24 protein-coding genes and 4 tRNA genes are annotated in these 26,646 nt (G+C 69.3%); 9 read left to right on the forward strand and 19 right to left on the reverse strand.

The features are described 5' to 3' along the window. Nucleotide 1: 1 nt before the first annotated feature. The 3 genes from ACTIMO_RS10280 to ACTIMO_RS10290 all read right to left on the reverse strand — a co-directional run bounded on the left by ACTIMO_RS10280 (nucleotide 2) and on the right by ACTIMO_RS10290 (nucleotide 2,903). On the reverse strand, nucleotides 2-1,027 hold the full coding sequence (locus ACTIMO_RS10280; RefSeq protein WP_055771469.1) for a glycosyltransferase: 1,026 nt from the start codon (nucleotides 1,025-1,027) through the stop codon (nucleotides 2-4). After that, nucleotides 1,024-1,833, reverse strand: coding sequence for a hypothetical protein (locus ACTIMO_RS10285; RefSeq protein ID WP_422389867.1), 810 nt, complete (start codon nucleotides 1,831-1,833; stop codon nucleotides 1,024-1,026). Before ACTIMO_RS10285 ends, ACTIMO_RS10280 begins: the two co-directional genes overlap by 4 nt. 353 nt (nucleotides 1,834-2,186) lie before the next feature. Next, nucleotides 2,187-2,903, reverse strand: coding sequence for a PAS and ANTAR domain-containing protein (locus tag ACTIMO_RS10290; RefSeq protein ID WP_235498956.1), 717 nt, complete (start codon nucleotides 2,901-2,903; stop codon nucleotides 2,187-2,189). 626 nt (nucleotides 2,904-3,529) lie between these two features. Here ACTIMO_RS10290 and ACTIMO_RS10295 point away from each other — a divergent pair. The 3 genes from ACTIMO_RS10295 (at nucleotide 3,530) to ACTIMO_RS10305 (ending at nucleotide 7,175) form a co-directional block, all read left to right on the forward strand. Next, complete coding sequence (locus ACTIMO_RS10295; RefSeq protein ID WP_448182344.1) at nucleotides 3,530-4,249, forward strand: GAF domain-containing protein; 720 nt, start codon at nucleotides 3,530-3,532, stop codon at nucleotides 4,247-4,249. 123 nt (nucleotides 4,250-4,372) lie between these two features. After that, nucleotides 4,373-4,753, forward strand: coding sequence for a DUF7793 family protein (locus ACTIMO_RS10300; protein WP_448182345.1), 381 nt, complete (start codon nucleotides 4,373-4,375; stop codon nucleotides 4,751-4,753). A 178-nt stretch (nucleotides 4,754-4,931) separates the two neighbouring features. Continuing rightward, the gene (locus ACTIMO_RS10305; RefSeq protein ID WP_448182346.1) at nucleotides 4,932-7,175 is read left to right on the forward strand and encodes a rhamnogalacturonan lyase; all 2,244 of its coding nucleotides are present in this window, start codon (nucleotides 4,932-4,934) and stop codon (nucleotides 7,173-7,175) included. 137 nt (nucleotides 7,176-7,312) lie between these two features. Here the strand turns inward: ACTIMO_RS10305 and ACTIMO_RS10310 are convergent, their stop codons facing one another. The 9 genes from ACTIMO_RS10310 to ACTIMO_RS10350 all read right to left on the reverse strand — a co-directional run bounded on the left by ACTIMO_RS10310 (nucleotide 7,313) and on the right by ACTIMO_RS10350 (nucleotide 17,199). Then, a complete protein-coding gene (locus ACTIMO_RS10310; RefSeq protein WP_448182347.1) occupies nucleotides 7,313-9,439 on the reverse strand; it encodes a 3-hydroxyacyl-CoA dehydrogenase NAD-binding domain-containing protein in 2,127 nt (708 codons plus the stop codon). Then, nucleotides 9,436-10,686, reverse strand: a complete 1,251-nt coding sequence (locus tag ACTIMO_RS10315; protein ID WP_448182348.1) for a thiolase family protein — start codon at nucleotides 10,684-10,686, stop codon at nucleotides 9,436-9,438. The genes ACTIMO_RS10310 and ACTIMO_RS10315 overlap by 4 nt, the downstream gene beginning before the upstream one ends. 85 nt (nucleotides 10,687-10,771) lie before the next feature. Continuing rightward, nucleotides 10,772-12,088 carry an HRDC domain-containing protein gene (locus ACTIMO_RS10320; protein ID WP_448182349.1) on the reverse strand — a complete coding sequence of 439 codons (1,317 nt, stop codon included), beginning with the start codon at nucleotides 12,086-12,088 and terminating at the stop codon, nucleotides 10,772-10,774. A gap of 63 nt (nucleotides 12,089-12,151) precedes the next feature. Further along, complete coding sequence (locus ACTIMO_RS10325) at nucleotides 12,152-12,778, reverse strand: DUF3000 domain-containing protein (RefSeq protein ID WP_448182390.1); 627 nt, start codon at nucleotides 12,776-12,778, stop codon at nucleotides 12,152-12,154. Between the two features lie 93 nt (nucleotides 12,779-12,871). Further along, on the reverse strand, nucleotides 12,872-13,957 hold the full coding sequence (locus ACTIMO_RS10330; RefSeq protein ID WP_448182350.1) for a threonine aldolase family protein: 1,086 nt from the start codon (nucleotides 13,955-13,957) through the stop codon (nucleotides 12,872-12,874). Between the two features lie 4 nt (nucleotides 13,958-13,961). Then, nucleotides 13,962-14,672 (reverse strand): SDR family NAD(P)-dependent oxidoreductase, encoded by a 711-nt coding sequence (locus tag ACTIMO_RS10335; protein WP_448182351.1) that lies wholly within the window; start codon nucleotides 14,670-14,672, stop codon nucleotides 13,962-13,964. Next, nucleotides 14,669-16,039 carry a DUF6421 family protein gene (locus tag ACTIMO_RS10340; RefSeq protein ID WP_448182352.1) on the reverse strand — a complete coding sequence of 457 codons (1,371 nt, stop codon included), beginning with the start codon at nucleotides 16,037-16,039 and terminating at the stop codon, nucleotides 14,669-14,671. Before ACTIMO_RS10340 ends, ACTIMO_RS10335 begins: the two co-directional genes overlap by 4 nt. A gap of 234 nt (nucleotides 16,040-16,273) precedes the next feature. Beyond that, the gene (msrB, locus tag ACTIMO_RS10345) at nucleotides 16,274-16,699 is read right to left on the reverse strand and encodes a peptide-methionine (R)-S-oxide reductase MsrB (RefSeq protein ID WP_055771444.1); all 426 of its coding nucleotides are present in this window, start codon (nucleotides 16,697-16,699) and stop codon (nucleotides 16,274-16,276) included. Nucleotides 16,700-16,713: 14 nt separating this feature from the next. Beyond that, nucleotides 16,714-17,199 (reverse strand): hypothetical protein, encoded by a 486-nt coding sequence (locus ACTIMO_RS10350; RefSeq protein WP_448182353.1) that lies wholly within the window; start codon nucleotides 17,197-17,199, stop codon nucleotides 16,714-16,716. 101 nt (nucleotides 17,200-17,300) lie between these two features. On the opposite strand from ACTIMO_RS10350, the gene ACTIMO_RS10355 reads away from it, so the two are divergent. Then, complete coding sequence (locus ACTIMO_RS10355) at nucleotides 17,301-18,587, forward strand: alpha/beta hydrolase family protein (protein ID WP_055771438.1); 1,287 nt, start codon at nucleotides 17,301-17,303, stop codon at nucleotides 18,585-18,587. Here the strand turns inward: ACTIMO_RS10355 and ACTIMO_RS10360 are convergent. Both ACTIMO_RS10360 and ACTIMO_RS10365 read right to left on the reverse strand, forming a co-directional pair. After that, nucleotides 18,571-19,023, reverse strand: coding sequence for a SufE family protein (locus tag ACTIMO_RS10360; RefSeq protein ID WP_055771435.1), 453 nt, complete (start codon nucleotides 19,021-19,023; stop codon nucleotides 18,571-18,573). The two genes, ACTIMO_RS10355 and ACTIMO_RS10360, sit on opposite strands and share 17 nt — an antisense overlap. Next, nucleotides 19,020-19,946 carry a sulfurtransferase gene (locus ACTIMO_RS10365; protein ID WP_055771432.1) on the reverse strand — a complete coding sequence of 309 codons (927 nt, stop codon included), beginning with the start codon at nucleotides 19,944-19,946 and terminating at the stop codon, nucleotides 19,020-19,022. The genes ACTIMO_RS10360 and ACTIMO_RS10365 overlap by 4 nt, the downstream gene beginning before the upstream one ends. Before the next feature lie 262 nt (nucleotides 19,947-20,208). On the opposite strand from ACTIMO_RS10365, the gene zapE reads away from it, so the two are divergent. After that, the gene (zapE, locus tag ACTIMO_RS10370; protein WP_448182354.1) at nucleotides 20,209-21,240 is read left to right on the forward strand and encodes a cell division protein ZapE; all 1,032 of its coding nucleotides are present in this window, start codon (nucleotides 20,209-20,211) and stop codon (nucleotides 21,238-21,240) included. Nucleotides 21,241-21,332: 92 nt separating this feature from the next. Here zapE and ACTIMO_RS10375 read toward each other — a convergent pair whose 3' ends face one another. The 5 genes from ACTIMO_RS10375 to ACTIMO_RS10395 all read right to left on the reverse strand — a co-directional run bounded on the left by ACTIMO_RS10375 (nucleotide 21,333) and on the right by ACTIMO_RS10395 (nucleotide 22,159). After that, nucleotides 21,333-21,584 (reverse strand): antitoxin, encoded by a 252-nt coding sequence (locus tag ACTIMO_RS10375; RefSeq protein ID WP_157365892.1) that lies wholly within the window; start codon nucleotides 21,582-21,584, stop codon nucleotides 21,333-21,335. Nucleotides 21,585-21,754: 170 nt separating this feature from the next. Next, nucleotides 21,755-21,828: transfer RNA gene (locus ACTIMO_RS10380), tRNA-Gly, on the reverse strand. A 29-nt stretch (nucleotides 21,829-21,857) separates the two neighbouring features. Further along, nucleotides 21,858-21,929, reverse strand: a tRNA-Val gene (locus ACTIMO_RS10385). Between the two features lie 33 nt (nucleotides 21,930-21,962). After that, nucleotides 21,963-22,033 (reverse strand) — tRNA-Cys (locus tag ACTIMO_RS10390). Nucleotides 22,034-22,085: 52 nt separating this feature from the next. Next, a tRNA-Gly gene (locus tag ACTIMO_RS10395) sits at nucleotides 22,086-22,159 on the reverse strand. A gap of 216 nt (nucleotides 22,160-22,375) precedes the next feature. On the opposite strand from ACTIMO_RS10395, the gene ACTIMO_RS10400 reads away from it, so the two are divergent. From ACTIMO_RS10400 to ACTIMO_RS10415, 4 genes are all read left to right on the forward strand, one after another. Next, nucleotides 22,376-23,293 (forward strand): cytochrome, encoded by a 918-nt coding sequence (locus ACTIMO_RS10400; protein WP_448182355.1) that lies wholly within the window; start codon nucleotides 22,376-22,378, stop codon nucleotides 23,291-23,293. Nucleotides 23,294-23,447: 154 nt separating this feature from the next. Beyond that, nucleotides 23,448-24,056 carry a peptide deformylase gene (gene def, locus ACTIMO_RS10405; protein ID WP_055771420.1) on the forward strand — a complete coding sequence of 203 codons (609 nt, stop codon included), beginning with the start codon at nucleotides 23,448-23,450 and terminating at the stop codon, nucleotides 24,054-24,056. Continuing rightward, nucleotides 24,053-25,036 carry a methionyl-tRNA formyltransferase gene (locus tag ACTIMO_RS10410; protein ID WP_055771417.1) on the forward strand — a complete coding sequence of 328 codons (984 nt, stop codon included), beginning with the start codon at nucleotides 24,053-24,055 and terminating at the stop codon, nucleotides 25,034-25,036. The genes def and ACTIMO_RS10410 overlap by 4 nt, the downstream gene beginning before the upstream one ends. Further along, nucleotides 25,033-26,616, forward strand: a complete 1,584-nt coding sequence (locus ACTIMO_RS10415; RefSeq protein WP_448182356.1) for an RsmB/NOP family class I SAM-dependent RNA methyltransferase — start codon at nucleotides 25,033-25,035, stop codon at nucleotides 26,614-26,616. The genes ACTIMO_RS10410 and ACTIMO_RS10415 overlap by 4 nt, the downstream gene beginning before the upstream one ends. Nucleotides 26,617-26,646 lie beyond the last annotated feature (30 nt).

Raw genomic sequence — 26,646 nt, forward strand, 5'->3', positions numbered from 1 at the left:
GTCAGGCGAAGGCCGTGAAGTGCGGGCCGAGGGTGTCGAGCCATGCCACCGGATGCACGGCCACGGTCGCCGCCCCGGGCCGTTCCCGTGCAGCGGCAACCGCTTCCTCCAGCGCAGCCCCGGTCCGGGCGAACGGATAGCGGTCCAGGACCCAACGGCGGTTCGCTGCGCGCACCGGTGTCAAGGTGTTCAGCTCCTGCATCAAAGCCGCCACCCTGTCGCGGAGGAGCAACGGCCGCTGATCCGGGATCCGCCACGCGCCGGGGGCCTCGAACAGTTCGTGGCCACCACCGCCGTCGTAGCCGACGACGAGACAGCCGGCCGCCAGGGCCTCGGCGACGGGCAGACCGAAGCTCTCGGTATGTCCGAGCGCGACGAAGACGGCACTGCTCGCCAGGGTCGCCGCCACCTCCGCCCGCGGAGCCTGGACCAGCTCCACCAGATCGACCCCTGAGAGCCGCGGGTCGCCGGCCAGCAACCGCTTCAGCAGTGAGGCCTCCCGCGGCCGCTTCTTGGGGAACCAGCACACCCGCAGCTGTTCGCTCGCCGAGGGCGCGAACAGCTCGCCGTCCACGGGGTTGGGCACGTGGCTCACCGGCAGACCCGGAAGTGCTGCGGCCAGCACGTCGCGGCTCTCCTCGGACACCACCCAGACAGCCGGCGCCGGTGACCAGCCGGGGAACTCCTTGCCTGGCGTGCCGGCAGCGAAGGTATAGAAGTGGTTCTGGTTGAAAATGACCTTCCGGGCTCCGGGCGCCGGATCGCGGCCCTGGACGGTCGGGGTCTCCGGCAGAACCAGGAGGTCGTCAGCGCCGATCGCAGTGGTGGCGCCGAACAGCATCGGCACGCCGTCGGGGATCCAGTCAGTGCGATCGTCCGGGTCGGGCAGCCACAGCCAGGCCTCGTGGCCGCCCTCGCGCAGGAGCCGGACGTGCTGGGTCATGACATGCACACCGCCACTGTGGTGGGCGGTGGCGAAGCCCGCATAGACGATCCGCCCCGGCGACAGGCCGGGACGAGTGGTCATGCCGGAGGTGTCAGGTACCACGAGGCGCCGCTGCCGACGTTGTGGGCAGGGAAGGAATCCGGGCCGAGCCCGACCTCCGCCCGCCAGTCGTCGCCCCACTTGGCGTCCAGACCGTGGAGGATCTCCGCGCGGTTGTCCTCCGAGGTCTGGCCGGTCCGGTTCATCGTCTGCCGTCGCAGGTGCGAGACATAGGCGCGTTCGGTGACCACGCACCGCAGGCCGGCCGCGCGGACCCGGATCGCCAGGTCGATGTCCGCGCCATAGCCATGCCGGGTGAAAGTCACCTCGTCAAGGCCCCCGAGTTCGACGACGGGGGGTACCGCGAAGGCGATCGCCGTCCCATCGCAGAAATCGACGTCGCGCAGCACGTCCTGCGGGACGTAGTCTGCGGCAGTGGGCGGGATGGTCCGGGCTCGCTGGTGCAGCCAGAAGTCGTCGTAGCAGGCAGCTGCGATCGCGATGTCGTCCGCGGTCGAGAACGTCGCGAGCAAGCCGTCGAGGAACCCTGGCGACAGGCGGATGTCGTTGTTCAGCACGACGCAGACAGCATGTCCATCGCGGCTGGACGTCTGCAGGGCCCAGTTCGTGGCGCCGATCCAGCGCAGGTTGCGCCCGGGGCGGTGGACCGAGATGTTCCCCTGCGGGAGGACGTAGTCGCCGGCGTTGTCGACCACCACGATCCGCACGTCCGGATCGAGATCATTGCCGTCGCGGCACAGGTCACCGACGACGGCGTCGGTCAACTCCGGCGAACCGAAGGCGGGGATGACCACCAGGGTCGACGCGGTGGTGCTCGGAGTGGTCACTGCTCGGTGCGGGCGGCACGGCCCCCGCGGTCGCGGTACAAGGTGGTCACGAAGATCGATTCCCGTCAGCTCAGGTGGACTGGTGCCACGGCTCTGAAGACTACCGCGGATCTGCTGCAGCTCCGTTCACCAGGGGCGGCAACGCCGCGTCCTGTCGCCCACGCTGGAGGAGCGGTGATGTGGCCGGCGTACCTGTCGTCGTCGTCGGGGTACCGTCCCGCCGTTGCCATGCAGTGGCCACCCCGGTGGACCCGCACCGAGTACCGCTGCTTCCTCCTGCTTCGCTCTCCCTCAACTGCGGGAGCGCGCGTACTGCGACGCCGTGCGATGCGCGCGGTGCTGCCCGGGCTCCTTCACGGCGTCGTGAGGAGATTCAGCAGGGCGTCGGCCCGGGCAGCAGGTCGCTTCTCCTGGTTGAGCTGCCGGATACGATCGATGATGCCCTGGGAGACGGCGACGACCTTCCGATTGCTCAGTTGACTGCGCCGGCTGAGCCAGTCGAACGCTTCGGCGGCCGTCATCCCGGCCTGCGCCATCAGGATGCCCTTGGCCTGCTCGATCACGCTGCGCTGCAACGCGGACGCAGCAACGGCCTGATTCGCCAGCTGGTGGGTGTCTTCATGAATGGATCGTGTGAGATCCACGACCAGCGCCCATACCCCGATCGCTTCCCTGCCCTGTGCGGCGTCCGCGAGGATGTAGTCGCCGGAGATCAGCACTTTGCGGATCCTGCCGTTCGCGTCCCGCAGGGACAGGTACGCCGAACGTGGGCCGCCCCTGCTCAACAGGCTCTCCCACAGCGATCTTGCCGCATGCCGGTCCGCAGGTTCGACGTGGGAGATGCCGAGGTCGAGGGTGGGTACGATCTCGCCTCGCTCGTACCCATGAATGCGATACAGCTCATCGGACCAGTGCAGAGCCGGCGATTCGAAGTAGTGCTCGACGATCCCGGTGGGGCAGTCGGCGAAGTACTCGACCGGTTCAGCCGACGGGACCTCGACAGCAGGCTGGACAGCCAGGGCCCCCGAAGCATCCGGGGTTTCCGGGATGGAGGAAGCAGGAGTGGTCACCGGTGCACGATCCTTCGACGCGACAGAGGAACCGGCCAGTCCCCTGACCGATTCGATGAGGTGCCCGACGTCGTTCCTGCTCGTGGGCGTTCAGTTCTCCCCCACAGTCCATCTGCTTGACCTGTGAAGGAGATCCCACGTTCGTGCACGAGGCTCGTCGGTGTGGCCGGCTGAGCCCCGCACCCTGCAGAGACACAGTGCGGGCCATCGTTCAGGCGTACATCCAGTATGCGCAGCACACTCTCAACATCGGTCAGGTAAAGACTCAAGACCAGCCTGCACTTCCTGACCCTTTCGTTCCGACCGGCAGGCCGCCTCCTGATCCCGCAGCTCTCGTCGAGTTCGTCGATCGGCGGCGTGGAAACGGTCGAAGATAGAACGTTCGACGATCAATCCCTGCCGTGGGTGCCGGCGAAGAACAGGTGTGCGGTGATCGGGGAACGAACAACTCCCGCTGACCTTTTGTACGTCGGAGTCCACGCCACTGGGGGCGTGGCTGGAAAGCCTCGGGGGGCGATGCGCGGATGAGTGATGCTGATGTGCAGCAGGGGGTCACGGCTGATCTGGTGCTGCAACACCACCTGGACGTGCGCAGGATCTACGCCGTCTATAGGGAGACGGGTGGCATGAGTACCGAGTCCGAGGTGCTCCGCTACCTGGCGGAATCCGCCACCTTGCCGCAGTTGCAACGGGACCTGATGGCGCACGCGGTCAACGAGCAGCTCGGGGGTCCCTCTGCGGGCGCCGGCACCTCCCGCGCCCCCTACAGCAGTGCGAGTGTGGCGATGGCCGGTGGGTACGGGGTGAGTGAGTTGGACGGTGAACGCCTGGCCGAGCACGGGCGCCCGCCTGATCACCTGATTCCGCTGACGCAGGAAGCAGAGGAGGCCCGTGTCGAGTCCCTGTACACCTCCGGGCTCCTCGACGCACCCGTGTCCGGGAACCTGGAACGGCTGCCGCGCATGACGCGGGACCACTTCGGTGTCATGGGAGCAGCGATCACCCTCATCACCGAGGACCAACTCGTCACGAAATCCTCGGTCGGCACCCTGGAGGGCGCCATGCCGCGCGGTGAGACGTTCTGTCACCGGACGATCGGCCTGGACAGGACGCTGGTCATCACCGACACCCTGCACGATCCGGTGTTCAGGGACAGGATCTTCGTCACCGGTCCACCGTTCATCAGGTTCTACGCCGGGCATCCCGTCCACGGCCGAGGGGGCATGAGGATCGGCGCGCTGTGCATCATCGACGACGCTCCCCGCAGTTTCAGCCCCGCCGACGAGCACAAGCTGCGGACACTCGCGGCCCTGGTCCAACTGGAGATCTGGGGACCGCACACGTGACGCCGGGTCCGCGGCAGTGACCGTGTGGGCAGGCCGGACCGCGGATTCTCTGGACATGGAGGGCTGAGGGCGTAGTGTGCGCTTCGGTGGATCTCGCTGATCCCGGGGGAGGGGGGCATCATCATGATCGCTGTGGGCGGACCTGCCGAGGACTCGTTCACCGCGGAACTGCGCGGTGACGTCGTGCGAATCGAGTGGGTCGCCGGATCGACCGTGACCGATCATGAGGCGTTCTCTCTGGTGGCCAGGGCCGATGCCCTGTGCCCTGACGTGTGTCCGCCGATGCTGGTGGTGCTCAACGAGATGGTATCCCTGAGCAGGGGCGCCTTGAAGACCTTCTCCCACGGTCTGAACATCGCAGCCATGGCCCTGGTAGGTCCGTCACCGGTCGATCGGTTGCTGGTGAGCTATTTCACGGAGGTTCACCAGCCCCCGTATCCGACGCGTCACTTCACGACCGTCGAGGAGGCCACGATGTGGCTGAAGGATCACCCGCACGCCTGAGCGGCCTGACCGCGACGCTGGAGGACGTGACCGGCCCGCGGGGGAGATGTCGTCGGCCCGGCCACCCGATCTGTTGCTCTTGACAACAGACTCAGGGTGAACGGACGATGGACATATCAGGAAAGCGGTTTCCCACTGGGGGATCCTGCCCTGCTTCTGCACCAGGACATCACAGGAGATGATAATGGTTTCAATCGTCCACGCACGAAGATCACGACGAGCACTGGGAGCGGCGGCAGCGGCAGCCGTTGCTGCCGCGACATTGGTGAGCATGCCTGCATCAGCTGCGCCGGAAGACACACCGGTCCGGCAGATGGAATACCTCGATCGGGCCCCGGTCGCCGTGACCACCGACGGCGGAGTCTACGTCGGTTGGCGGATGCTCGGGCTCGACGCCGAATCGATCGGCTTCCACGTGTACCGCGACGGCGTCCGCATCACCGGGACTCCGATCACCGGCAGCACGAACCTGCTCGACGCGGAAGGGACCAGTGCTTCGGTCTACCGCGTGACCGCGCTGATCGACGAGCGAGAGGTGACGGTCACCGATGAGTTCACCCCGTGGGGGGACCAGTCCCTGGACATCCCGCTCCAGCGTCCGGCAGGCGGGACGACTCCGGCAGGGGAGGCGTACGAGTACGAAGCCAACGACGCATCGGTCGGAGACCTCGACGGCGACGGCGAGTACGAGATCATCCTCAAGTGGAATCCGACGAACGCGAAGGACAACTCGCGCTCCGGCTACACCGGCAACGTCTACCTCGATGCCTACGAGCTCGACGGCACACGGCTGTGGCAGATCGACCTCGGCCGCAACATCCGTGCCGGAGCGCACTACACCCAGTTCCAGGTGTTCGACTACGACGGCGACGGTCGGGCCGAACTCGCCATGAAGACCGCTGACGCCACGGTGGACGGCGCCGGCGTGGTCATCGGCGACGCCTCTGCGGACTACCGCACCACGAGTGGCCGCATCCTCGCCGGGCCGGAATATCTGACCGTCTTCGAGGGGTTGACCGGTGCGGCCCTGGACAGCGTCGACTACGTACCGGCGCGCGGAGAGCTCGCCTCATGGGGTGACACCAGCGGCAACCGGATGGACCGCTTCCTGGCCGGCACCGCCTACCTCGACGGTGAGACTCCGAGCATGATCTTCAGCCGCGGGTACTACGCCAGGACCTCCATCGCCGCGTTCGATTTCATGGACGGCAGGATCCAGGAGCGCTGGGCCTTCGATTCGACCACGGCCGGGAACCAGTTTGCCGGGCAGGGCAACCACAACCTTTCCATCGCCGACGTCGATGCCGACGGGTCTGACGAGATCGTCTTCGGATCGATGACGATCGACAGTGATGGCACTCCGCTGTACACCACCGGCCTCGGCCACGGGGACGCGATGCACGTTGCAGACCACGTTCCGTCCCGTGACGGCCTCGAGGTCTACTCGGTGCACGAGAGTATGACGAGCAGCGGTCAGCGTGCCGCGACGATGCGCGACGCAGGGACCGGCGAGATCCTGTGGTCCATACCCGGTGCCCGCGACACCGGGCGTGGAGCTGCAGGGGACATCGACCCGACCCACGAGGGCAATGAGGCGTGGGCGATCGGCGGCACCTACAAGTTCTCCTCGAAGGTCGGATCACTCCGGGCAGCCGACGGCACCGACCTCGGCACCGGCATTCCCGCGGCGAACTTCCTCACCTGGTGGGACGGGGACCTGCTGCGCGAGATCACCGACCACGACTACACCGACCCCCTGGAGCTCGCCACCGGCGCGACGCCGACCATCTCGAAGTGGAACTGGGAGTCCGGCGCGGAGGATCGGCTGCTCACGCTCGACGGCACCCTCACCGGAAACGGCACCAAGGGAAACCCGGCACTCCAGGCCGACCTGTTCGGTGACTGGCGCGAGGAGCTGGTCTACCGCAGTGCCGACCACTCCTCGCTGAAGATCTTCACCGCCACCGCTGTCACCGAGCACCGCATCCGGACCCTCATGCACGACCCCGTGTACCGTCTCGGTGTCGCCTGGCAGAACACCGCGTACAACCAGCCCCCTCACACGAGCTTCTTCCTCGGCGAGGGAATGACCATGCCTGCGGCGCCGAGCATCACCTACGTGAACGCCCCGGTCCTGGATGGGACAGCACCGGTTGTCACAGGGCTGAAGGACACCAAGGTCGGTGCCAAACGGGGGCTCACGGTCGACGTCCGGGCAGAGGACGCCGAATCGGGCGTCCGCTCGCTCATCGTCACCTTCGACGGTCAGGAGGTCACTGGAACCGACGGCCGATACGACCTGCCCCTCGAAGGACTCAAGGGCGGCTACGAGCTGATCGCGACGGCGGTGAACCACGCCGGGATCGAGACGACCTCGGCGGCCGAGATCACCGTGCGACCCGGTAACGGCAAGGCCCACTAGCACGCCGCGCCGCACGTCACAGGCAGTAGCGCAACGGGTGGTGGGGCAGCGGCCCCACCACCCGTTCCGCTGCTCGCGGTGGCCGTCGCTCGCGGGGAGCGGGCGGTCGACGGAGCACGGCCTAGGCGCCGGCGGTATCAGGCCCGGTGGAAAGCCCTCCCGCGGACGCGCTCGGAGGCACCGACTCGGTCGAGGTACGGGGTGATGCCGCCCAGGTGCATGGGCCACCCCGCTCCCATGACCATGCAGAGATCGATGTCCTCGGGCGCCGCAACCACGCCCTCGTCGAGCATGCGTCCGATCTCGTCCGCCAGCGCGTCCTGCGTCCGGCGGAGCACCTCGTCGGCGGAGGACGGCGAAGCATCGCGCTCCAGGAGGGCGAGCGTGGTCTCGGGGACGGTGAAGGAGCCGTCGTCCTGCTTCTGCCACAGCCCCTTCACGCCCGCGTCGATCAGCTTCTGCTGGTTCGCCGAGACGTGGAATCTGTCGCCGAAGGCCGAGTGCAGCGACTCCTGCACATGCTGGCCGACGGGCAGACCCACAAGAGCGAGCAGCATGAACGGCGTCATCGGAAGACCCATCGGCCGCAGTGCGTTGTCGGCCGTCGCCGCGTCGGTCCCCTCGTCGAAGACGGCGGTGATCTCCCCGAACATGCGTCCCAGGATGCGGTTGACCACGAAGGCCGGCGCGTCCTGCACCAGCACGGCGTTCTTCTTCAGGCCCTTGGCGAGGACGAAGGCCGTAGCGAGGACGGCGTCGTCGGTCTTCGGCGCGCGCACCACCTCGAGCAGCGGCATGGCCGCGACGGGGTTGAAGAAGTGGAAGCCGACCACGCGCTCCGGGTGGCTCAGGTCCGCGGCCATCTCGGCGACGGAGAGCGAGGAGGTGTTGGTCGCGAGGATGCAGTCGGGGGAAACCACGGCCTCCACCTCCGCGAACACCTGCTTCTTGACGGAGAGTTCCTCGAAGACGGCCTCGATCACGAAGTCCGCGTCGGCGAACGCGTCCTTCGAGACGGAGCCGGTCACGAGTGCCCTCGTGCGGTTCGCCGCGTCCTGGGACAACCGCTTCCGACCGAGCATCTTCTCGATCTCGGCGTGGACGTACGCCACGCCCTTGTCCACGCGCGCCTGGTCGATGTCCGTGAGGACCACCGGCACCTTCAGCTGGCGCGCGAAGAGGAGTGCGAGTTGGCCCGCCATGAGTCCGGCCCCCACGACGCCGACCTTCGAGACGGGCCGCGCGAGCTTCCTGTCGGGTGCTCCGGCCGGGCGCTTGGCGCGTTTCTGCACGAGGTCGAGGAATGCGTAGACCGTCGCGTGGAACTCCGGGGTCTGCATCAGCTCGGCGAGGGCCGTGCACTCGGCCGCCGCGGATTCCTTCCGCGTGAGCGTCAGGCCTGCCTCGAGCAGGTCCAGCACGCGCGACGGCGCCGGCGCGGCATTGCCGGTCTTCGCCTCCACGAACTCCCGCCCCGCGGCGACAGCGCCCGTCCACGCGGCGTCGTCGTAGGAGCCGAGCTCGGCACGGCGGCGGGTGACGGCCTCCAGTGTCCCGCCGCCGGTGAGGATCCGCGCCGCCCAGAGGAGTGACTGCTCGAGGTAGTCCGCCGGCTCGAACAGGGCATCGGCGATCCCGAGCGCATGCGCCGAGGCGCCGTCCAGGCTGCGGTTGTTGCTCAGGGGATTCTCGATCATGACCTTGACGGCGTTCGCGGGCCCGACGAGGCGCGGGAGGCGGTACACGCCGCCCCAGCCCGGAACCAGGCCGATGAACGCCTCGGGCAGACCGATCCCCGTGGCGCCCGAGGACACGGTCCGGTAGTTCGCGGCAAGGGCGATCTCCAGCCCGCCACCGAGGGCCACGCCGTTGATGAAGGCGAAGCTCGGCACGCCCAGATCCGCGAGGAGATCGTACGCCTCGTGCCCGAGCTCGGCCATGAGGCGGCCCAGGTGCTCGGACCTCACGCTCTTGACCGTGCTGAGATCGGCCCCCGCAACGAGGAAGTACGGCTTGCCGGTCACAGCGACACCCTGGATCTCACCGTGCGCAGCGCGCTCCTTCAGGCCCTCGAGCGTCCGGCCGAACTCGATGAGCGTGTTCGGCCCGAGCGTCGTCGGCTTCGCATGGTCGAGGTCGTTGTCGAGCGTGATGAGAGCCAGGACGCCGGCGCCCTCCGGCAGGGTGATGTCCTGGACGTAGGAGTGGGTGACGATCTCGGTGGGGACGAGTGCTGCCAGCTCGTCGTAGCGTTCGAAGCTCATGCTGCGTCCTGTCCGTAGTGCTCGTGGTGCGGGTTCTCCCAGATGACCGTGGCTCCCATGCCGAGGCCTATGCACATGGTCGTCATGCCGTAGCGCACCGACGGGTCCTCCTCGAACTGGCGGGCGAGCTGGTTCATGAGCCGGACGCCGGAGGAGGCGAGGGGGTGCCCGACGGCGATGGCGCCGCCGTAGCGGTTCACGCGCGGGTCCTCGTCGTCGATGCCGAAGTGGTCGAGGAAACTCAGCACCTGGACGGCGAAGGCCTCGTTGATCTCGAAGAGCCCGATGTCGGAGATGCCGAGCCCTGCCTGACGCAGCGCCTTCTCGGTCGCCGGCACCGGTCCGATCCCCATGACCTCGGGTTCGACGCCGGCGAAGGCGTAGGCCACGAGGCGCATCCGGACCGGGAGGCCGAGCTCGAGAGCGGCGTCCCCGGAGGCGAGCAGCGCGGCGGTCGCCCCGTCGTTCAGGCCTGCCGCATTGCCTGCCGTGACACGGCCATGGGTCCGGAAGGGCGTGCGCAGGGACGCGAGGTCCTCGACGGTCGTGTCGGGGCGGGGAGGTTCGTCCACGGTGTTCAAGGTCCAGCCCCCGCCGGCCTTCCTGCCCGCGACGGGGACGAGATCCGGCTGGATCAGCCCGGCCTCGTAGGCCTTCGCCAGCTTCTGCTGGCTCCGCACGGCGTAGGCATCGGTGCGGTCCTTCGTGATGTCCGGGAAGCGGTCGTGCAGGTTCTCCGCGGTGTTCCCCATGTTCAGTGCAGCGGGATCGACGATGCGCTCCGACATGAAGCGGGGGTTCGGATCGGCTCCCGAGCCCATCGGGTGGTTCCCCATGTGCTCGACGCCACCGGCGATCACGACGTCGTACGCGCCGAAGGCGATACCCGAGGCCGTCGTGGTCACGGCGGTCATGGCACCCGCGCACATGCGGTCGATGGCGAAACCCGGTACGGTCCGGGGGAGTCCTGCGAGCAGGGCGGCGGTGCGGCCGATCGTCAGGCCCTGGTCCCCCGTCTGGGTCGTGGCGGCGATCGCGACCTCGTCGACGCGCTCGGCCGGCAGCGACGGGTTGCGGCGCATGAGGTCGCGGATGCACTTGACCACGAGGTCGTCGGCGCGCATCCCGGCGTAGATGCCCTTCTCGCCTGCTCGGCCGAAGGGTGTGCGGACTCCGTCGACGAAGACGACGTCGCGGACGGCACGTGACGTACGCCGCGCGGCAGGGGTCTCGGTGTGTTGGCTCACCTGGTGCTCCTCTTCGAGTTGTTGATCCGCGATCATGTTACTGGTGGGTAACATAGCGTGCAAGCAAGCCCGGGAGGCGGCGGGCTCAGTCGCCGGCGGCAACCTGCTGCTGTGCCCGGCCCTTGTCGGGCAGGGGATCGGGATCGAGGAACGCCACTGTGATGACCGCGGCGATCTCCTCGATCTGCCAGGGGCGCGCACCGAGGTCCGCCAGGGCTGCCGAGACCGATTCGAGGGACACATCGGCAGGGGGCCGCCAGGCGATGCGCCGCAGGTAGTCGGGGGTGAGCAGGTTCTCCACCGGCATGCCGAGAGACTCGGCGCGTGCTGCGACGCGGGGCCGCGCCGTCAGCAGCCGGGCGGCTGCCTCCGGATCCTTCTCGGCCCAGATGCGAGGGGGTGGGGGAGCATTCGTGGAGATGTGCAGCGGCGGCAGGTCCGTCAGCTTCCGCGCGTCGCTGATGCACTTCAGCCACCGCGGTGCTTCCTTCTGCGCGGCGCGCCCGTGGAAGCCCTTGGTGCCGAGCAGCTGCGGGACGGTTGCCGGCATGGCCTTGGCGGCAGCGATGATGGCGGAATCCGGGACGAGGCGCCCGGGAGCGACGTCGCGTCGCTGGGCGAGGTCCTCGCGCTCGAGCCACATCTGCCGGACGGCCGCCAGCTGGCGGCGGTCACGCAGCTGGTGCAGCCCGGAGGTCCGGCGCCAGGGATCGACGCGTGGTTCCGCCGGCGGAGTCTGCCGGATGTGCTCGAACTCCTGCTCGGCGATGGCCAGTTTCCCGTCGCGTTCCAGCAACTCGGCGAGCCTGTCGCGGAGCTCGGTCAGGACCTCGACGTCGAGCGCCGCGTAGCGCAGCCACGGCTCGGGCAGCGGTCGCTTGGACCAGTCGGCGGCCGAGTGCTCCTTCGCCAGGCTGAAGCCCAGCTGGGACTCGATCACGGCCGCGAGGCCGACCCGCGGCAGACCGGCCAGACGGGCGGCGAGCTCCGTGTCGAAGAGATGATCGGGCCACATCCCGAGCTCGGAGAGGCAGGGCAGGTCCTGGCTCGCGGCATGCAGGATCCACTCGACGCCGTCGAGGGCGTCGTCGATGATCCGGAGGTCCTCGAAGGGCTCGGGGTCGATGAGCCAGGTCCCCGCTCCCTCACGCCTGATCTGCACCAGGAACGCGCGCTGTCCGTACCGGAACCCCGACGCCCGCTCGGCGTCGACCGCTGCCGGTCCGGTACCGGCGGCGAGGGCCGCCGCCGCCCGCTCGAGCCCGGCCCGGGTGTCGACGACGAGGGGGACGCCGTCACGCGGTTCGGTCAGGAGGGGGAGTTCGATCGGGGCATCGGCTTCGGTGGCTGCGGGACAGGACGCTTCGGTGCTGTCCGTCTGCTCGGAGGTGTGGGAACTCATGGTGATTTCAGTCTATCCCCGCGCGGCCGCCCGCCGGGCGGAACCGGACGGCTCCCTGACCGGTCAGGATCGGCGGTGGGGCAGGTGCGCGACGCCGGCGGGAAGGGGAGGCAGGCCGGCGAACGTGCAGACCATCTCGGACCACGCCTCCAGGTGCCGCTGCACATCGGAGGTCTCGGGTGTCCAGGAGGCCCGCAGTTCGATGTCGATCGTGTCGGGGCGGTCCTCGAGCGTTCCATAGCTCTCCGACAGGATCCGGGTCGCTGTGCCGCCGGTGCTGTGGTGGCGTGCACCGTGGTTGTCGAGGGCCTCCACGAGCCACGTCCAGGCGACGGATCCGAGCAGGGCATCGTTGCCCATGTCGGGTTCGAGCTGCGCCCGGATGTAGGTGACGATCCGGAAGCGCCCGTTCCAGACCTCGGAGCCCTCCGGGTCGTAGAGGAGGATGAAACGCCCGGTGGCCAGTTCCTGCGGGTCGGGCGGAACCAGCAGGGTGCGGGCCGGTCCATGCAGGGGTGGCGGCACGACAGGTGTCGCCTCGAGCACCTCGGCCCCGAGCGCCACCGCGAACGGGGCGAGGCGTGAGGGGGCCGGAATCTCCTCGAGCCTGATCTCGCTGCGCCGGGCCGCTGTCCGCAGGCCGGCGAGGGCGTCGAGGAATTCCCCAGGAAGATGGGATACGCCGCCGATTGCACTCACCCCCGCAGGCTACGCCCTTATCCCGGCGGACGTCCGGCGGCGCGCCGCTCCCGGGAGGTGTCGGCCTCCCGGATCACGGCACCGTCAGTTCGACACTTCCCGGCGGATCGCCTCGATGAAGGCGTCGACATCCTCCTCGGTGGTGTCGAACGAGCACATCCAGCGCACTTCGCCCGTGGCCTGGTCCCAGTCGTAGAACCGGAAGCTCTCGCGGATCCGGTCCGCTGCACCGGGCGGAAGGATCGCGAAGACGGCGTTGGCGGTGGTTTCCTGCGTCAGGGTGACACCCTTGATGGCGCGTACGCCCTCGGTGAGCCGGGCGGCCATGGCGTTCGCATGCGATGCGGAGCGCAGCCAGAGATCCCCCTCGAGCAGGGCGATGAGCTGGGCCGAGACGAAGCGCATCTTCGAGGCGAGCTGCATGTTCAGCTTGCGCAGGTAGTCGAGTCCGGTGGAGGCCTCCTGGTCCAGGACCACGATGCACTCGCCGAACATCAGCCCGTTCTTGGTGCCCCCGAAGGAGAGGATGTCCACGCCGGCGTCGCGCGTGAAGGCGCGCAACGGCTGGCCGAGGGCCGCGGCTGCGTTGGCGAGCCGCGCCCCGTCCATGTGGACGCGCATGCCCCGGGTGTGGCAGTGGTCGGCGATGGCCCTGATCTCGGCGACCGAGTAGAGCGTCCCGAGCTCCGTGGTCTGCGTGATGGAGACGGCGAGCGGCTGCGCACGGTGCTGGTCGCCCCAGCCCCAGGCCTCGCGGTCGATCAGCTCGGGCGTCAGCTTGCCGTCCGGCGTCGGGACCGTCAGGAGCTTGATGCCGCCGACGCGCTCCGGGGCCGCGTTCTCGTCGACGTTGATGTGCGCGGTCTGGGGGCAGATCACGGCACCCCAGCGCGGCAGGATCGACTGCAGGGACAGGACGTTGGCGCCGGTGCCGTTGAACACGGGGTAGATGGAGATGCCCTCGCCGAAGTGCTGCTCCATCACCTCCAGCAGGCGCGCGGTGTACTGGTCGTCCCCGTAGGCGACCTGGTGCCCCTCGTTGGCGGCCGCGAGTGCGTTCAGCACCTCGGGGTGCACGCCGGAGTAGTTGTCGGAGGCGAAGCTGCGCTGCGTGGGGTCGTGCAGCGCAGGGGAGGCGGGAGCGGCGGGAATCATGGTCTCGGTCACCATGCCATTATCCCCGAACGGGGTCGATGCGGGCCCCGTTGATCTCCGTGGCCGGCCGGCCGGGGAGGGACGCGAGGATCCGGGCGAGGGCCGCGACGTGTGTGTACCCGGGGAAGGTCCGCTCGGGGTGCTCCGCCCGCATGCGGTCGTCCACCAGGACCTTCACGACGACGGCCGTGGCTGCCGCCGCCGTCCCGTCCTTCGAGAATCCGTCGGCGACCGCCTGCAGCCACGCGTCGACCGATGCCTTGACGGCCGCGTACGAGGCATTGCCGGCGGTGGGTGCTGCGACGGCCGTGGCGGACACGGCCGCGAGCCGTCCGTCCCGGGCCGCCAGCTGGTCGTAGAACGCGCGGCTGGTGTTGAAGAGCGTGACGAACACCGAGCGGTGCAGGGTGTCGTAGTCGGATCTCGCCTGCGTGGTGATGCCCCTGGCCCCGCGCCATCCGCCGACGAGGTGGAAGAGGGCGTCGGCGCCCCCGTGCTGGACGAGGACCTCCGCCGCGAGGGCGGCGACGGCGGACTCGTCCGTCAGGTCGCACACCCGCCGGTCGACGCCGTCGAGCCCGCCGAAGGCCGACGCGAGGCGGCCGGCATCGGTTCCCACCGCCACGACGGTGAAGCCGTCCTCGAGCAGGGCACGCGTGAGGGCCGCGCCGGAGGCGCTCGAGGCGCCTGCGACGACCGCCGTCCGTGCTCCGGCTCCGGCTCCCGTCATGCCGCGTCCGCGGTGATGCCGGCAGTGGACTCGATGACCGGCTTCATCTTGCGGTCGAGGGCCTCGAAGAACATCGACAGGGGGAACTCGTCATCGAGGACGGCGTCCGTCAGGCCGCGCGGCGGACCCATGAGTTCGAGCGCCCCGGGCCCCTTCGCCCACACCGAGGCGGGGTGGGGCGTGACCGTCGCGGACACGAGCTCGTAGGCGGCGAGCCAGTGCGCGATCTTCGGACGGTCGATCGAACGCCAGTACAGCTGCTCGATCTGCTCGCCGAGGGCGACGACGACGTCGGCGGCCTCGTCCCAGTCGATGGTGAGCTTCGTGTCGGTCCAGTGGAGGACATGGTGCTGGTGCATCCAGGCGAAGAGCAGCTGGCCGCCGAGGCCGTCGTAGTTGCGCACCCGGCTCCCGGTGATGCTGAAGCGGAAGATGCGGTCGAAGATGACCGCGTACTGCACGAGCCGGGAGTGCTTCCGGGCCTCGGGTGATGCGTCCTCGTCCTTCTCGATGCGGACCGACTCGCGGAAGGCCGTCAGGTCGCAGCGGAGCTCCTCGAGGGAGTAGAGGAAGAACGGCATCCGCTGCTTGATCATGAAGGGGTCGAAAGGCAGGTCGCCGCGCATGTGGGTGCGGTCGTGGATCAGGTCCCACATGACGAAGGTCTCCTCCGTCAGGGTCTGGTCGTCGAGCAGCTCGATGGCATCCTGGGGCAGGTCCAGGCGCGTGATCTCCGCCGCTGCGCGGACCACCCGGCGGAAGCGGGCCGCCTCGCGATCGGCGAAGATGGCGCCCCAGGTGAAGGTCGGGGTGGAGCTGACGGCCACGGTCTCGGGGAAGAGCACGGCGGAATTGGTGTTGTAGCCCTCGGTGAAATCGAGGAAGCGGATCGGGACGAACAGGGCGTTGGAGTAGGCGCCGGCTTCGAGCTCGTCGATGAAATCGGGCCAGAGGACCTCGATCAGCACGGCCTCGACGAGCCTGTTGGTGCTGCCGTTCTGGGTGTACATGGGGAACACGACGAGATGCTGCAGCCCGTCGACACGGTCCAGCTGTGGCTGGAAGGCGAGGAGCGGCTCGAGGAAGTCGGGGACGCCGAACGTCCCGGTCCGCCACGCCTCGAAGGCCGTGACCGTCCTGGCGAGGTACTCGGCATCCTGGGGGAAGAGCGGCGCGAGGTCCTGGATGGACTGGATGATGGCGGTCGTCAGTGCTCCGGCGGCATCGTGGTGTCCGGGATCCGGGATCGAGCCGTCCTTGACCTGCAGGAGGCGCAGCTCCTCCACGGCGTGCTTCAGCGAGAGCCAGGACGCGTGCTCGTGGGGGGTGTTCCGGGCGGATGTGCTGTCGATCGGGGCGAGTGTCATGGCTCCTGCTTCCTCGGGACGGGCCGGGTGGTGTACGTCTGCGGCGAGCGTAGCAAGGGGAACAGGAATACTTACAGCGCAGTTCGGTGAGATCCAGAGTTCCTTACGCTGGGACGTCAGGAGGTCCCGCCGAGGACCAGTCCTCCTTCACCGCCCGGGAGGATCACCGCGAGAACGACGAAGGCCGGCCCGGGGGCCGGCCTTCGTCGTGCAGCGGAGCGGGTCGATCGGGCCCTAGGAGGCTTCGACGAGCCGCATGGAGATGGAGTTGATGCAGAAGCGCTGATCTGTGGGGGTGTCGAATCCCTCGCCCTTGAACAGGTGGCCGAGGTGCGAGTCGCACCGGGCGCAGCGGACCTCGATGCGCTCCATGCCGAGGGAGCGGTCATGGAGGTAGCGCACCTTGTCCTCGGCGAGGGGTGCCCAGAAGGACGGCCAACCGCAGTGGGAGTCGAACTTCTCGTTGCTGGTGAACAGCTCGGCGCCGCAGGCCCGACACGCGTAGGTGCCCTCCGCCTTGGAGTCGTAGTACTCGCCGGTGTAGGGACGTTCGGTGCCCGCCTTGCGCAGGACCTGGAATTCCTCGGGCGTCAGTTCCTGCCGCCACTCGTCGTCGGACTTGTCGATGTCAGGCAGGAATGCCTCGCGTTCGGTCGTCATACCGTGCTCAACGCCTACGAGTCGCCAATAAATCCCGACCCCGAGTACAGGTGCAGCACGGCGATGCCGAGCTTGTCCTGCGCCCTGTTGGCCCAGTCGGTGTGGAAGGTGTCCGCCATCGCGTGGGGTCGGGTGATCACGACGGCCTGGGCCGCACCGCCGGCGGCGGCCTCCGCCACCAGCGCGTCCACGGGGTTCCCGGTGGTCGTCCGCCCGCGTGCGGTGAAGCCCTCGCGGGAGAGCAGCCGCAGTGACTCCTCGACGGCGGCCCGTGCCGCTGCTTCGTCATGACGTCGGTCGTCGGGCGAGAAGCTGCGGAAGGCCTCGCCCACCTCGAGGAGGCTCAGGTGGCGGAAGAACTCCCCGAGCACCGACTCGTTCCGGTCCTCGGGGATGAGGACCACGAGATCCGCGGGGTCATCACCCTGCAGGGTCCGCAGGTTCAGGAGATCGGCGGGCGTCAGGGCTTCCTCGGTCAGCACGAGGATCGTTTGGCTCATGGCGCCACTGTACTGCCGGCGGGGGAGCCTCGCCTCGCCACGGGCACCGGAATGCGGCGGCTCGTCGCAGGACGGGCCTCGGGCAGGGTAGAAATGGAACCATGGCATCGACGAGGTCACCGGCCGCAGAGCAGCGGCCCCCTGCTTCCTGGCTCAGGTGGACCGCCCTCGGGATCGGGGCGGGAGTAGCCCTTGCCTCCTCCGCGGCCGGCGCCGTCTCCGGGCTGGCCGTGTACTTCGCGCGGCAGATCGTGACACCCTCGCGCGTCCGGGTCGAGAACCTGGACATCCTCGCAGTGGTCGGAGCCACCGGCCGGCAGACCGTCATCCTCCCCGCCACCGACGACACGACGATCGAGGGGACCTACAGCCTCCACTTCGCCCAGGGAACGGGGCACGCGCGCATCGGCGCCATCCGCTCCTACGTGCCCCGGGAGGGCACCGTCGAGCGTGAGGTGGAGCAGGTCTACGCGGGTGACCTCGCCGCGGCGACGAGGGGCTGGTGGGGCGGCGCCGTCTACCCCAGCCCCTTCGCCATGGGCTTCGCCGAGGAGGAGGTCCTCATCCCGGTCGAGGGCGGTTCGGCACCGGCCTGGCTCGTCCGGGCCGAGGGCCCCGCCAGTACGTGGGCCGTGATGGTGCACGGTCGGGGTGCCTCCCGCGCGGAAGCCCTGCGCGCCCTGCGACCCGCGCGCCGGCTGGGGATGACGAGCCTCGTGCTGTCCTACCGGAACGACGGCGAAGCCCCCTCGGCACCGGACGGCAGGTACGGACTCGGGATGACGGAGTGGCACGACGTCGATGCCGCGATCGACTACGCGGTGTCCCACGGTGCACGCGACGTCGTGCTGTTCGGCTGGTCCATGGGCGGCGCGATCGTGCTGCAGACGGCCGATCTCTCGCGCCATAGGCGGCGCATCAGGGCGCTCGTGCTCGACGGACCGGTCATCAACTGGATCGAGGTGCTCGCCCACCACGCCGAGCTCAACAGGATCCCCGCACCGGTGGGCCGCCTGGGCCAGTACCTGCTGGCCAGTCAGCGGGCCCGACGCATCACCGGGCTGGCCGCGCCCCTCGACCTCAAGAGCATGGACTGGATCGCCCGCGCGGAACAGCTCACCCTGCCGACCCTCGTGCTGCACAGCGAGGACGACGAGTTCGTGCCCATCGGGCCCTCGGCGGAACTCGCGGCGAAGAACCCGACCTTCGTGACGCTCGAGCGATTCCAGCGGGCGCGCCACACGAAGGAGTGGAACGTCGCGCCGGAACGGTGGGAGAGCGTCGTCGAGCACTGGCTGGACGACAACGTCTTCGGCAGGACCCTGCCCGGCGGTCGGTCCGCCGGGCCCGCGGCGCAGGAGCCGCCCGCGCCTACGCCTCGTCCCTGACGGACTCCCGGATCTTCCGCTTGATGCGCCCCAGCATGGCGGACATGCCCCGCATGCGCAGGGGAGTGATGGCGCGGGTCAGGCCGAGGCGGTCCGGGACGTCGTCTGGCACGGCGAGTACCTCCGCGGCCGGGAGTCCGTCGAGCCCCTCGAGCAGCACGCCCGCGAAACCTCGGGTCGTGGGAGCCTCGGGGGGTGCCGAGAAGAAGAGGTGCACCGGGTGCCCGGGGGCCTCGCCGATCTCCATCGTGAGGAACAGCGGGCTCTGGCACTCGACGACCTGCTCCAGCAGCTCCGGGTGGTCGCTGTAGCGCTCCGGCAGGGCGGGCAGCTCCCGGGAGAAGTCGAGCAGCAGCTGCAGGCGGTCGGGCTCGGTCAGGTCCTGGAAGTCGTCGATGATCTCGGCGAGCTTCGCGGGGACGGTCCCGGTGGTCATCGTGCGGCCTGCGCGGAGCGGTTCACGGACACGGGAACCTCGCCGGGCTCCGTGCCTCGGACGATCGGGACACGGACCGCGTTGCCCCACTCGGTCCAGGAGCCGTCGTAGTTGCGCACCCGCTCGAAGCCGAGGAGGTGCGTGAGGACGAACCACGTGTGGCTCGACCGCTCGCCGATCCTGCAGTAGGCCACGACGTCGTCGCCGTCCTTCAGCCCGGCCTCGCCACGATAGATGGCATCGAGTTCCGCCCGTGTCCGGAAGGTCCCGTCCTCGGCCGCGGCTCGCGCCCAGGGGACGGACGCCGCCGTCGGGATGTGGCCGCCACGGAGCGCACCCTCCTCGGGATAGGCGGGCATGGTGGTGCGTGCGCCGGTGTACTCGTCGCCGGATCGGACGTCGATCAGTGGCTTGCCGAGGTGCTCGAGCACATCACCGAGATAGGCGCGGATCGAGGAGTCGTCGCGCTCGACGACGGGGTAGTCGGTGGCGACGACATCGGGCCTGTCCGTCGTGATGTCCCGACCCTCGGCGACCCAGATGTCGCGGCCTCCGTCCAGCAGGCGCACGTCCTCGTGGCCGAAGAGCGTGAAGACCCAGAGGGCGTAGGCCGCCCACCAGTTGCTCTTGTCTCCGTAGATGACCACGGTGGAGTCGCGCGCGATGCCCTTGGCGGCCATCAGGCGCGAGAAACCCGCGCCGTCGATGTAGTCGCGCGTGACCTCGTCGTTGAGCTCGGTGTGCCAGTCGATCTTCACGGCACCGGGGATGTGGCCCGTCTCGTACAGGAGCACGTCCTCGTCGGACTCGACGACGACGAGTCCGTCGGCGCCGAGATGCGCGGCGAGCCAGTCGGTGGAGACGAGCCGCTCCGGATGGGCGTATTCGGCGAACTTGTCCTGCGTGTCTGGTGCCAGGGTCATTGCGGCCTTTCGCATAGCGGTGTGCACGGTGCTGGTCTTCCCCTACCCTAACCACGCGAGGCGGCAATTCCTTCCGGTCGCCGGAGGCTGTGGGGAGCGGTCGACGGCGAGGTCAAGGCGCGGTACCGGCGCCGGAGTGGGCCGCCCGCGGTGCGCACCGTGCCGTAGTCTGGCGTAGCGGGGCGGCGCTGTGACCACACCGCCGTCGCGTGCGTGTACCGGACGGGACGCGCCTGCCGGAAAGAGAAAGCGGTCCACATCCGTGCCAGTCATCGAACACCTGACGCAGCGTTCACCGAAGGTCTCCGTCGATGAGTTGCTCGGCGGGTTCTACCCGTCGCCGAGGTTCGGGGAGGTGTCCTTCGACACCTACCGGCCCGATCCCCAGCAACCCTCCCAGGCGGCCGCCGTCACGACACTGCGGGAATTCGCCGGCACGGTCGACGAGCCGGCACCCTCGGGCCTACGGAAGCTCTTCGGGGCGAGGAAGGCCCCCTCCCGGGCAGGTATCTACCTCGACGGCGGGTTCGGCGTCGGCAAGACCCACCTCCTCGCCTCGCTCTGGCACGCCTCGTCCGGTAAGAAGTCCTTCGGGACCTTCGTCGAGTACACCAACCTGGTGGGAGCGCTGACCTTCCGGAAGACCGTCGAGGCCCTCAGCGACTACAGCCTCGTGTGCATCGACGAGTTCGAGCTCGACGATCCCGGTGACACCGTGCTCATGTCCCGCCTGATGCGTGAACTGGCCGACGCCGGGGTCAAGCTGGCCGCGACGTCCAATACCCTCCCCGGTTCCCTCGGTGACGGACGGTTCGCCGCAGAGGACTTCCAGCGGGAGATCCAGGTCCTCGCGGACCAGTTCGACGTGGCGCGGATCGACGGCGAGGACTACCGCCACCGCGGTCTCCCGCAGGTACCGGACGCCATGGACGACGCAGCGCTCCGCGACCGGATCGACTCCTTCTCCGGCGGGGTCCTCGCCGAGGACGACTTCTCCGAGCTCGTCGGTCACCTCGCGGACGTCCATCCGAGCCGCTACCGGCAGCTCCTCGACGGCGTCGATGCCGTGGCGTGGCACGGCGTGGAGACCATCACCGAGCAGTCCGTCGCCCTGCGCTTCGTGGTGCTCGCCGACCGTCTCTACGACCGCGACGTGCCCATCATGGCGAGCGGGACGACCTTCGATCAGCTCTTCACCGAGGAGATGATGCACGGTGGCTACATGAAGAAGTACTACCGCGCTGTCTCACGCCTCACGGCTCTGGCCCGGCAGGGCAGTGAGGTCGCAGGCTAGAACGTCATGCGCCCCGGTCTCGCCCGGGAACGCAGGAAGCGCCGGTGCCGCCTCTCGGCGGGACCGGCGCTTCCGTATTGCCAGGCTGGGTACTACACGGCCGGCGGAGGGGTAGGGCCGACGTCGCCCTTGCCGTCCTTCTTGTCGATCTTGTCGACCATCTCCGAAGCCTTCGTCTGCACTCCGTCGATGTGGTGCGCGTACTTGCCATGGGTCTTGCCGTCGACGAAGTCGCCGGCCTTCCCGATGCCGTTCTTCACCTTGTCGGAATTATCGCCAATGAGTTCGGTCGCCTTACCCGCGAGGGTGCCGGCCTTGCCCTTGAGCCCGTCCAATAAACCCACGGACACTTCCTTTCGGTCGTGGAGACGCAGTCCGTCTCCGCTCCCGAAATTCTAGGGCACGAACAGGGGGATGTCCTCCGAGCAGGACCGGGAGTGAGGCCGGTACGCGCAGGGCATAAAAAATGCCCGGTCCTCGCCAGGACCGGGCAACGGCCGACGACCGGCCTGAGAGCGGACGACGGGATTCGAACCCGCGACATCCACCTTGGCAAGGTGGTGCTCTAGCCAGCTGAGCTACGTCCGCAAAAAAGCGCCCCCGAGGGGGCGCCGTCGTGGGCGATACTGGGATCGAACCAGTGACCTCTTCCGTGTCAGGGAAGCGCGCTACCGCTGCGCCAATCGCCCAAATTCATGGGTTGTGCTGCTCGTACTGCACCGAGGTGGGGACGGGATTCGAACCCGCGTATACGGCTTTGCAGGCCGCTGCCTCGCCTCTCGGCCACCCCACCATGACCGGATAACTCCGGTCACCGGACTGGTCCGGCTTCACAGTGACTTGCGAGCGGACGACGGGATTCGAACCCGCGACATCCACCTTGGCAAGGTGGTGCTCTAGCCAGCTGAGCTACGTCCGCAGAAGAAAATGCTCCGAAATATCCGCTCGATGACCTGCATTTCACGGTGTTTCTTCGTTTTCCAACGAGAAAAAACTCTATAGGACGTTCGGGGGTTCGTCCAATCGGCCGACGCCGGCGGTCCGGCTTCGCGACGTGCCGTCGGTCCGCTCTCCGCATCACGGCCCTGGGCCGCCCTCGCACCATCCTGTCGGAGGTGCCTGAGAGACTTGGGTCATGACCGCTCCGCTCCTCGCCCATGCGACGCCCCACGGCAGGATGTACGCGCGTTCCACCGCGGAACAGCCCGCCGTACCCTCCATCACCACCGTCATCTCCCAGCTGCCCAGCTCCCTCGGCGGCTGGTACGGCCACATGGCCGCAACGGCCCTGGCCAAGGATCCGCGGCTTCCCGGCGCGCTCGGCAACCCCGCCGAACTGCGGACCACGGTGCGGGACGCGTCCTCGGCGGCCGAACGGTACCGCGACGAGGCGGCCCTGCGCGGAACCCGGGTGCACCACTACTGCGAGCAGGTGGCGCTGCGGGCCCTCGGCAGGCCCGACGCGCTGGACTCCGCGCGCCTGGCTCTCGAGGAGAACGGGGAGCAGGGTTTCGCGCAGCGCTTCGACGAATGGTGGGACCTGTACGACGTCCGGCCCGTGGAACCGGAGATCACCGTCTGGAACGCTGCACTCGGCTACGCGGGCACCCTCGACCTGGTCGCGACGATCGGCGGACGCACGTGCCTGATCGACTACAAGACCAAGAACACGGACCGCGATGGGTTCGTGAAGGCACTCGACGACAAGGTCGTCATGCAGCTGGTCGCAGGGATGAAGGCCGAGGAGTCGCTGGTCGATCCCGAGAAGGGGCAATGGCGCCCGTGGGCGCACGGAGACCAGCCGCTCCTGCTCGGCGTGGCCGTCGGGCAGACCGAGGTTCGCGCCATGCGTGCCAACCCGGCAGTGCTCAGGAACCACTGGTTGCGGTTCTGCGCGCTGCGGCGTGCGTGGGAGGCAGGCCTGGAGGCGGAGGAGGCAGGGCGCGCCCTCCTGCCCGTCGGTCCACCGCCCGCCCGGACGGGCTCGCCTTCTGGATCGGACCCTGCCTCGACGGGCACCACCGGCAGGACCGGACCCACCGTCCCCGCCTGATGCAGGCGAGAGCTGCAGACGGTGGGTCCCTGCGACCGGATCCCGGCTCGGCACTAGGATTGACGGGAGCCTCGCGGCCATGGAGTGGCCCGCGGGGCACAGACCCACAGTCCGGCGGGAGCGCCGCGCGACCGAAACGAGGCACCGAACACCGATGGCCGTCCTGAGCATCCGCATGATCGGCGACCCGATCCTCCGCACACCGGCCGCCGAGGTCACCGATTTCGGCCCCGAGCTCGCGCGCCTGATCGGCGACATGACCGAGACGATGATCGACGTCCAGGGGGCGGGCCTCGCTGCACCCCAGGTCGGCATCGGCCTCCAGGTCTTCACCTACCGCGTGGACGGCGCCGAGGGCCATGTGATCAACCCGGTGCTGGAGGTCGCCGGCGCATCGCAGGGCGAGGTCGACGTCGAGGGCTGCCTGTCCGTCCCGGGGCTCGGCAGCTTCGTCGACAGGACGGAATGGGCCAGGGTCACCGGCAGGGACCTCGCGGGTCAGGAGATCGTCGTCGAGGGTACCGGCATGCTGGCGCGGGCGCTGCAGCATGAGACGGACCATCTCAGGGGGAGGCTCTACATCGACCGGCTGGCGGGCGAGGACCGGAAGAACGCCCTCCGCGCCATCCGCAGCGCCGACTACAACCGGGTGACGACCCGCACCGCCGCGGAGCGGGCCCGATCGCTCGGCTCGAGCTTCACCCGCGGAGTCGTGCCGGCGCCGGGAGCGACGCCGGGACCTTCCGGCGGGACGAGCCGATGAGGATCCTGTTCGCAGGGACACCCGAGGTGGCGGTGCCCGCACTGCGCGCGCTGGTGGACGCGGGGTTCGACGTCGCCGCTGTGCTCACGCGCGTCGACGCGCCGCTCGGACGGCGGAAGGTCCTGACGCCCAGCCCCGTGGCAACGGCCGCGGAGGAGCTGGGTCTGCCGGTCCTCAAGGCGAACCGCTTCTCGCCGGAACTCATCGCCGAGCTCGACGAGCTGCACCTCGACGCGGCGGCGATCGTCGCCTACGGCGGCATCGTCCCGCCGGCCGGGCTGCGGATCCCGCGCCACGGCTGGATCAACCTCCACTTCTCGGTCCTCCCCGCCTGGCGCGGAGCGGCCCCGGTGCAACACGCCGTCCTCGCGGGCGACGACGTGACGGGCGCCTCCACCTTCCTGCTCGAGGAGGGCCTCGACACAGGGCCCGTGTTCGGCGTGATGACCGAGACGCTCGATCCTGGTTCGACCAGCGGTGAAGTGCTCGAGCGCCTCTCGCGCAGCGGATCGGTGCTCCTCGTCCAGACGCTCACGGGGATCGACACCGGGCAGGTCACGGCGACTCCCCAGACGGGGGAGCCCACCCTCGCACCCAAGCTGACCATCGACGACGCCCGCATCGACTGGTCACAGCCTGCCGTCGCGGTCCGGCGGCGGATCAACGCGGTCACGCCCGAGCCGGGTGCCTGGACCACGCTGGAGGGCCAGCGGGTGAAGGTGGGGCCCGTGACGCAGGCCGCCGAACCGGCCGGGTCACCCCGGACCACCGGTCCCGACGGCGCCGCGCCGACGGAAGGGGAGCCGGGACGACGCGCGCTGGCGCCCGGCGAGCTCGGCGTCGAGGGGCGCGCCGTCCTCGTGGGTACCGGCACCGCCCCCGTGCAGCTCGGACAGGTCCAGCCCGCGGGTAAGAAGATGATGGGTGCCCTCGACTGGGCACGAGGCGCGGCAGCGCGCGGAGAGCTGGTGTTCGAATGAGCGAGACCGCAGGAACCGGCGGATCCCGGGGACGAGGAACCCCCCGGCAGGGCAAGGGCCAGCGCTCGGGTGGTGCAGCCGGTGGGCAGGGTACAGGCGGGCAGGGAGCCGGCCGGCGCAACGAGCAGGGCAGGGAGCGGAACCGGGGCGGAGAGCGTCAGTTCTCCCAGGCGGCGCCGTCGCAGCGCACGAGGCGGGCGGATCCGGCCCGACTGGTGGCCTTCGAGGTCCTGCGCGCGGTCGCGGCCGAGGACGCCTACGCGAACCTCGTGCTGCCGACGAGCATCCGCAGGCACCGCCTCGATCGTCGCGACGCCGGATTCGCCACCGAACTCACCTACGGCGCCCTCCGCGGCCAGGGTACGTACGACGCGGTGCTCGCGCGCTGCGTGGACCGTCCACTCGACCAGCTCGACCCCGCGGTCCTCGACGCCCTGCGCATCGGGGTGCACCAGATCCTCGCCATGCGCGTCCCTGCCCACGCGGCGCTCGACCAGACCGTCGGCCTGGTGCGCGCGGTGATCGGCGCGGGACCGTCGTCGCTCGTCAACGCGGTGCTCCGTAAGGTGACGGTGCGCGATCTCGACGGCTGGATCACGGAGATCACCGACGGCCTGACGGACGGCACCGCCATCGCTGCCCTCACCCACAGCCATCCCGAATGGATCGTGCGGGCCCTGCGGCAGGCTCTCGTCGCCCACGGCCGGGACGTCGCCGAGATCGATGCGCTCCTCGCCGCGGACAACGCCGCGCCGATGGTGCACCTCGTGGCCCTGCCGGGACTGGCGACGCTGGACGCCGCCCTCGCCGAGGGGGCGGAACCCGGCCGTCTGGTACCGGACTCCGCCTACTACGCGGGCGGCGACGTCAGCCGCCTGCCCGGGATCTCGACCGGGACCGTCCGGGTCCAGGACTCGGGGTCGCAACTCGTCGCCCGCGCACTGGCCGGGGTGGACCTCGGGCACCGCGGCGGCGCGGAGCCGGAACGCTGGCTGGACCTGTGTGCAGGGCCGGGCGGCAAATCGGCACTCCTCGCTGCGATCGGCCAGGACACGGGGGTGCACCTCACCGCGGTCGAGCCCGTCCCGCATCGCGCACAGCTGGTCCGCCAGGCCCTCCGCCCGCTGCCCGAGCAGTCCTGGACGGTGCAGGTCGCCGACGGGCGCGGTGTCGGCAAGGACCGGCCCGAGAGCTTCGACCGCGTCCTCGTCGATGCGCCGTGCACCGGCCTCGGTGCCCTGCGTCGCCGGCCGGAGTCGCGCTGGCGAAGGACGCCCTCGGACCTCGTGTCCCTCGCGCCGCTGCAGCGGGAACTCCTCACGTCCGCACTCGACGCCGTCGCGCCGGGCGGTGTGGTCGCCTACGTGACGTGCTCCCCGCACCACGCCGAGACCGACGCCGTCGTCGACGACTGCCTGCGCAAGCGCAGCGGGTTCGAGCGGCTCGACGCGGGCTCGGCGCTCGACGCCGTCAGCATCGGGGGAGCGCTCGGTGCCGGACACGGCTCGACCGCGCAGCTCTGGCCCCACGTCCACGGGACGGACGCCATGTACCTGGCGCTCCTCCGCAAGACCACCTGACCCGTCCAGAGCGCGTACATCCCGCCGGTC

It is taken from the genome of Arthrobacter sp. CP30, from assembly GCF_053470025.1.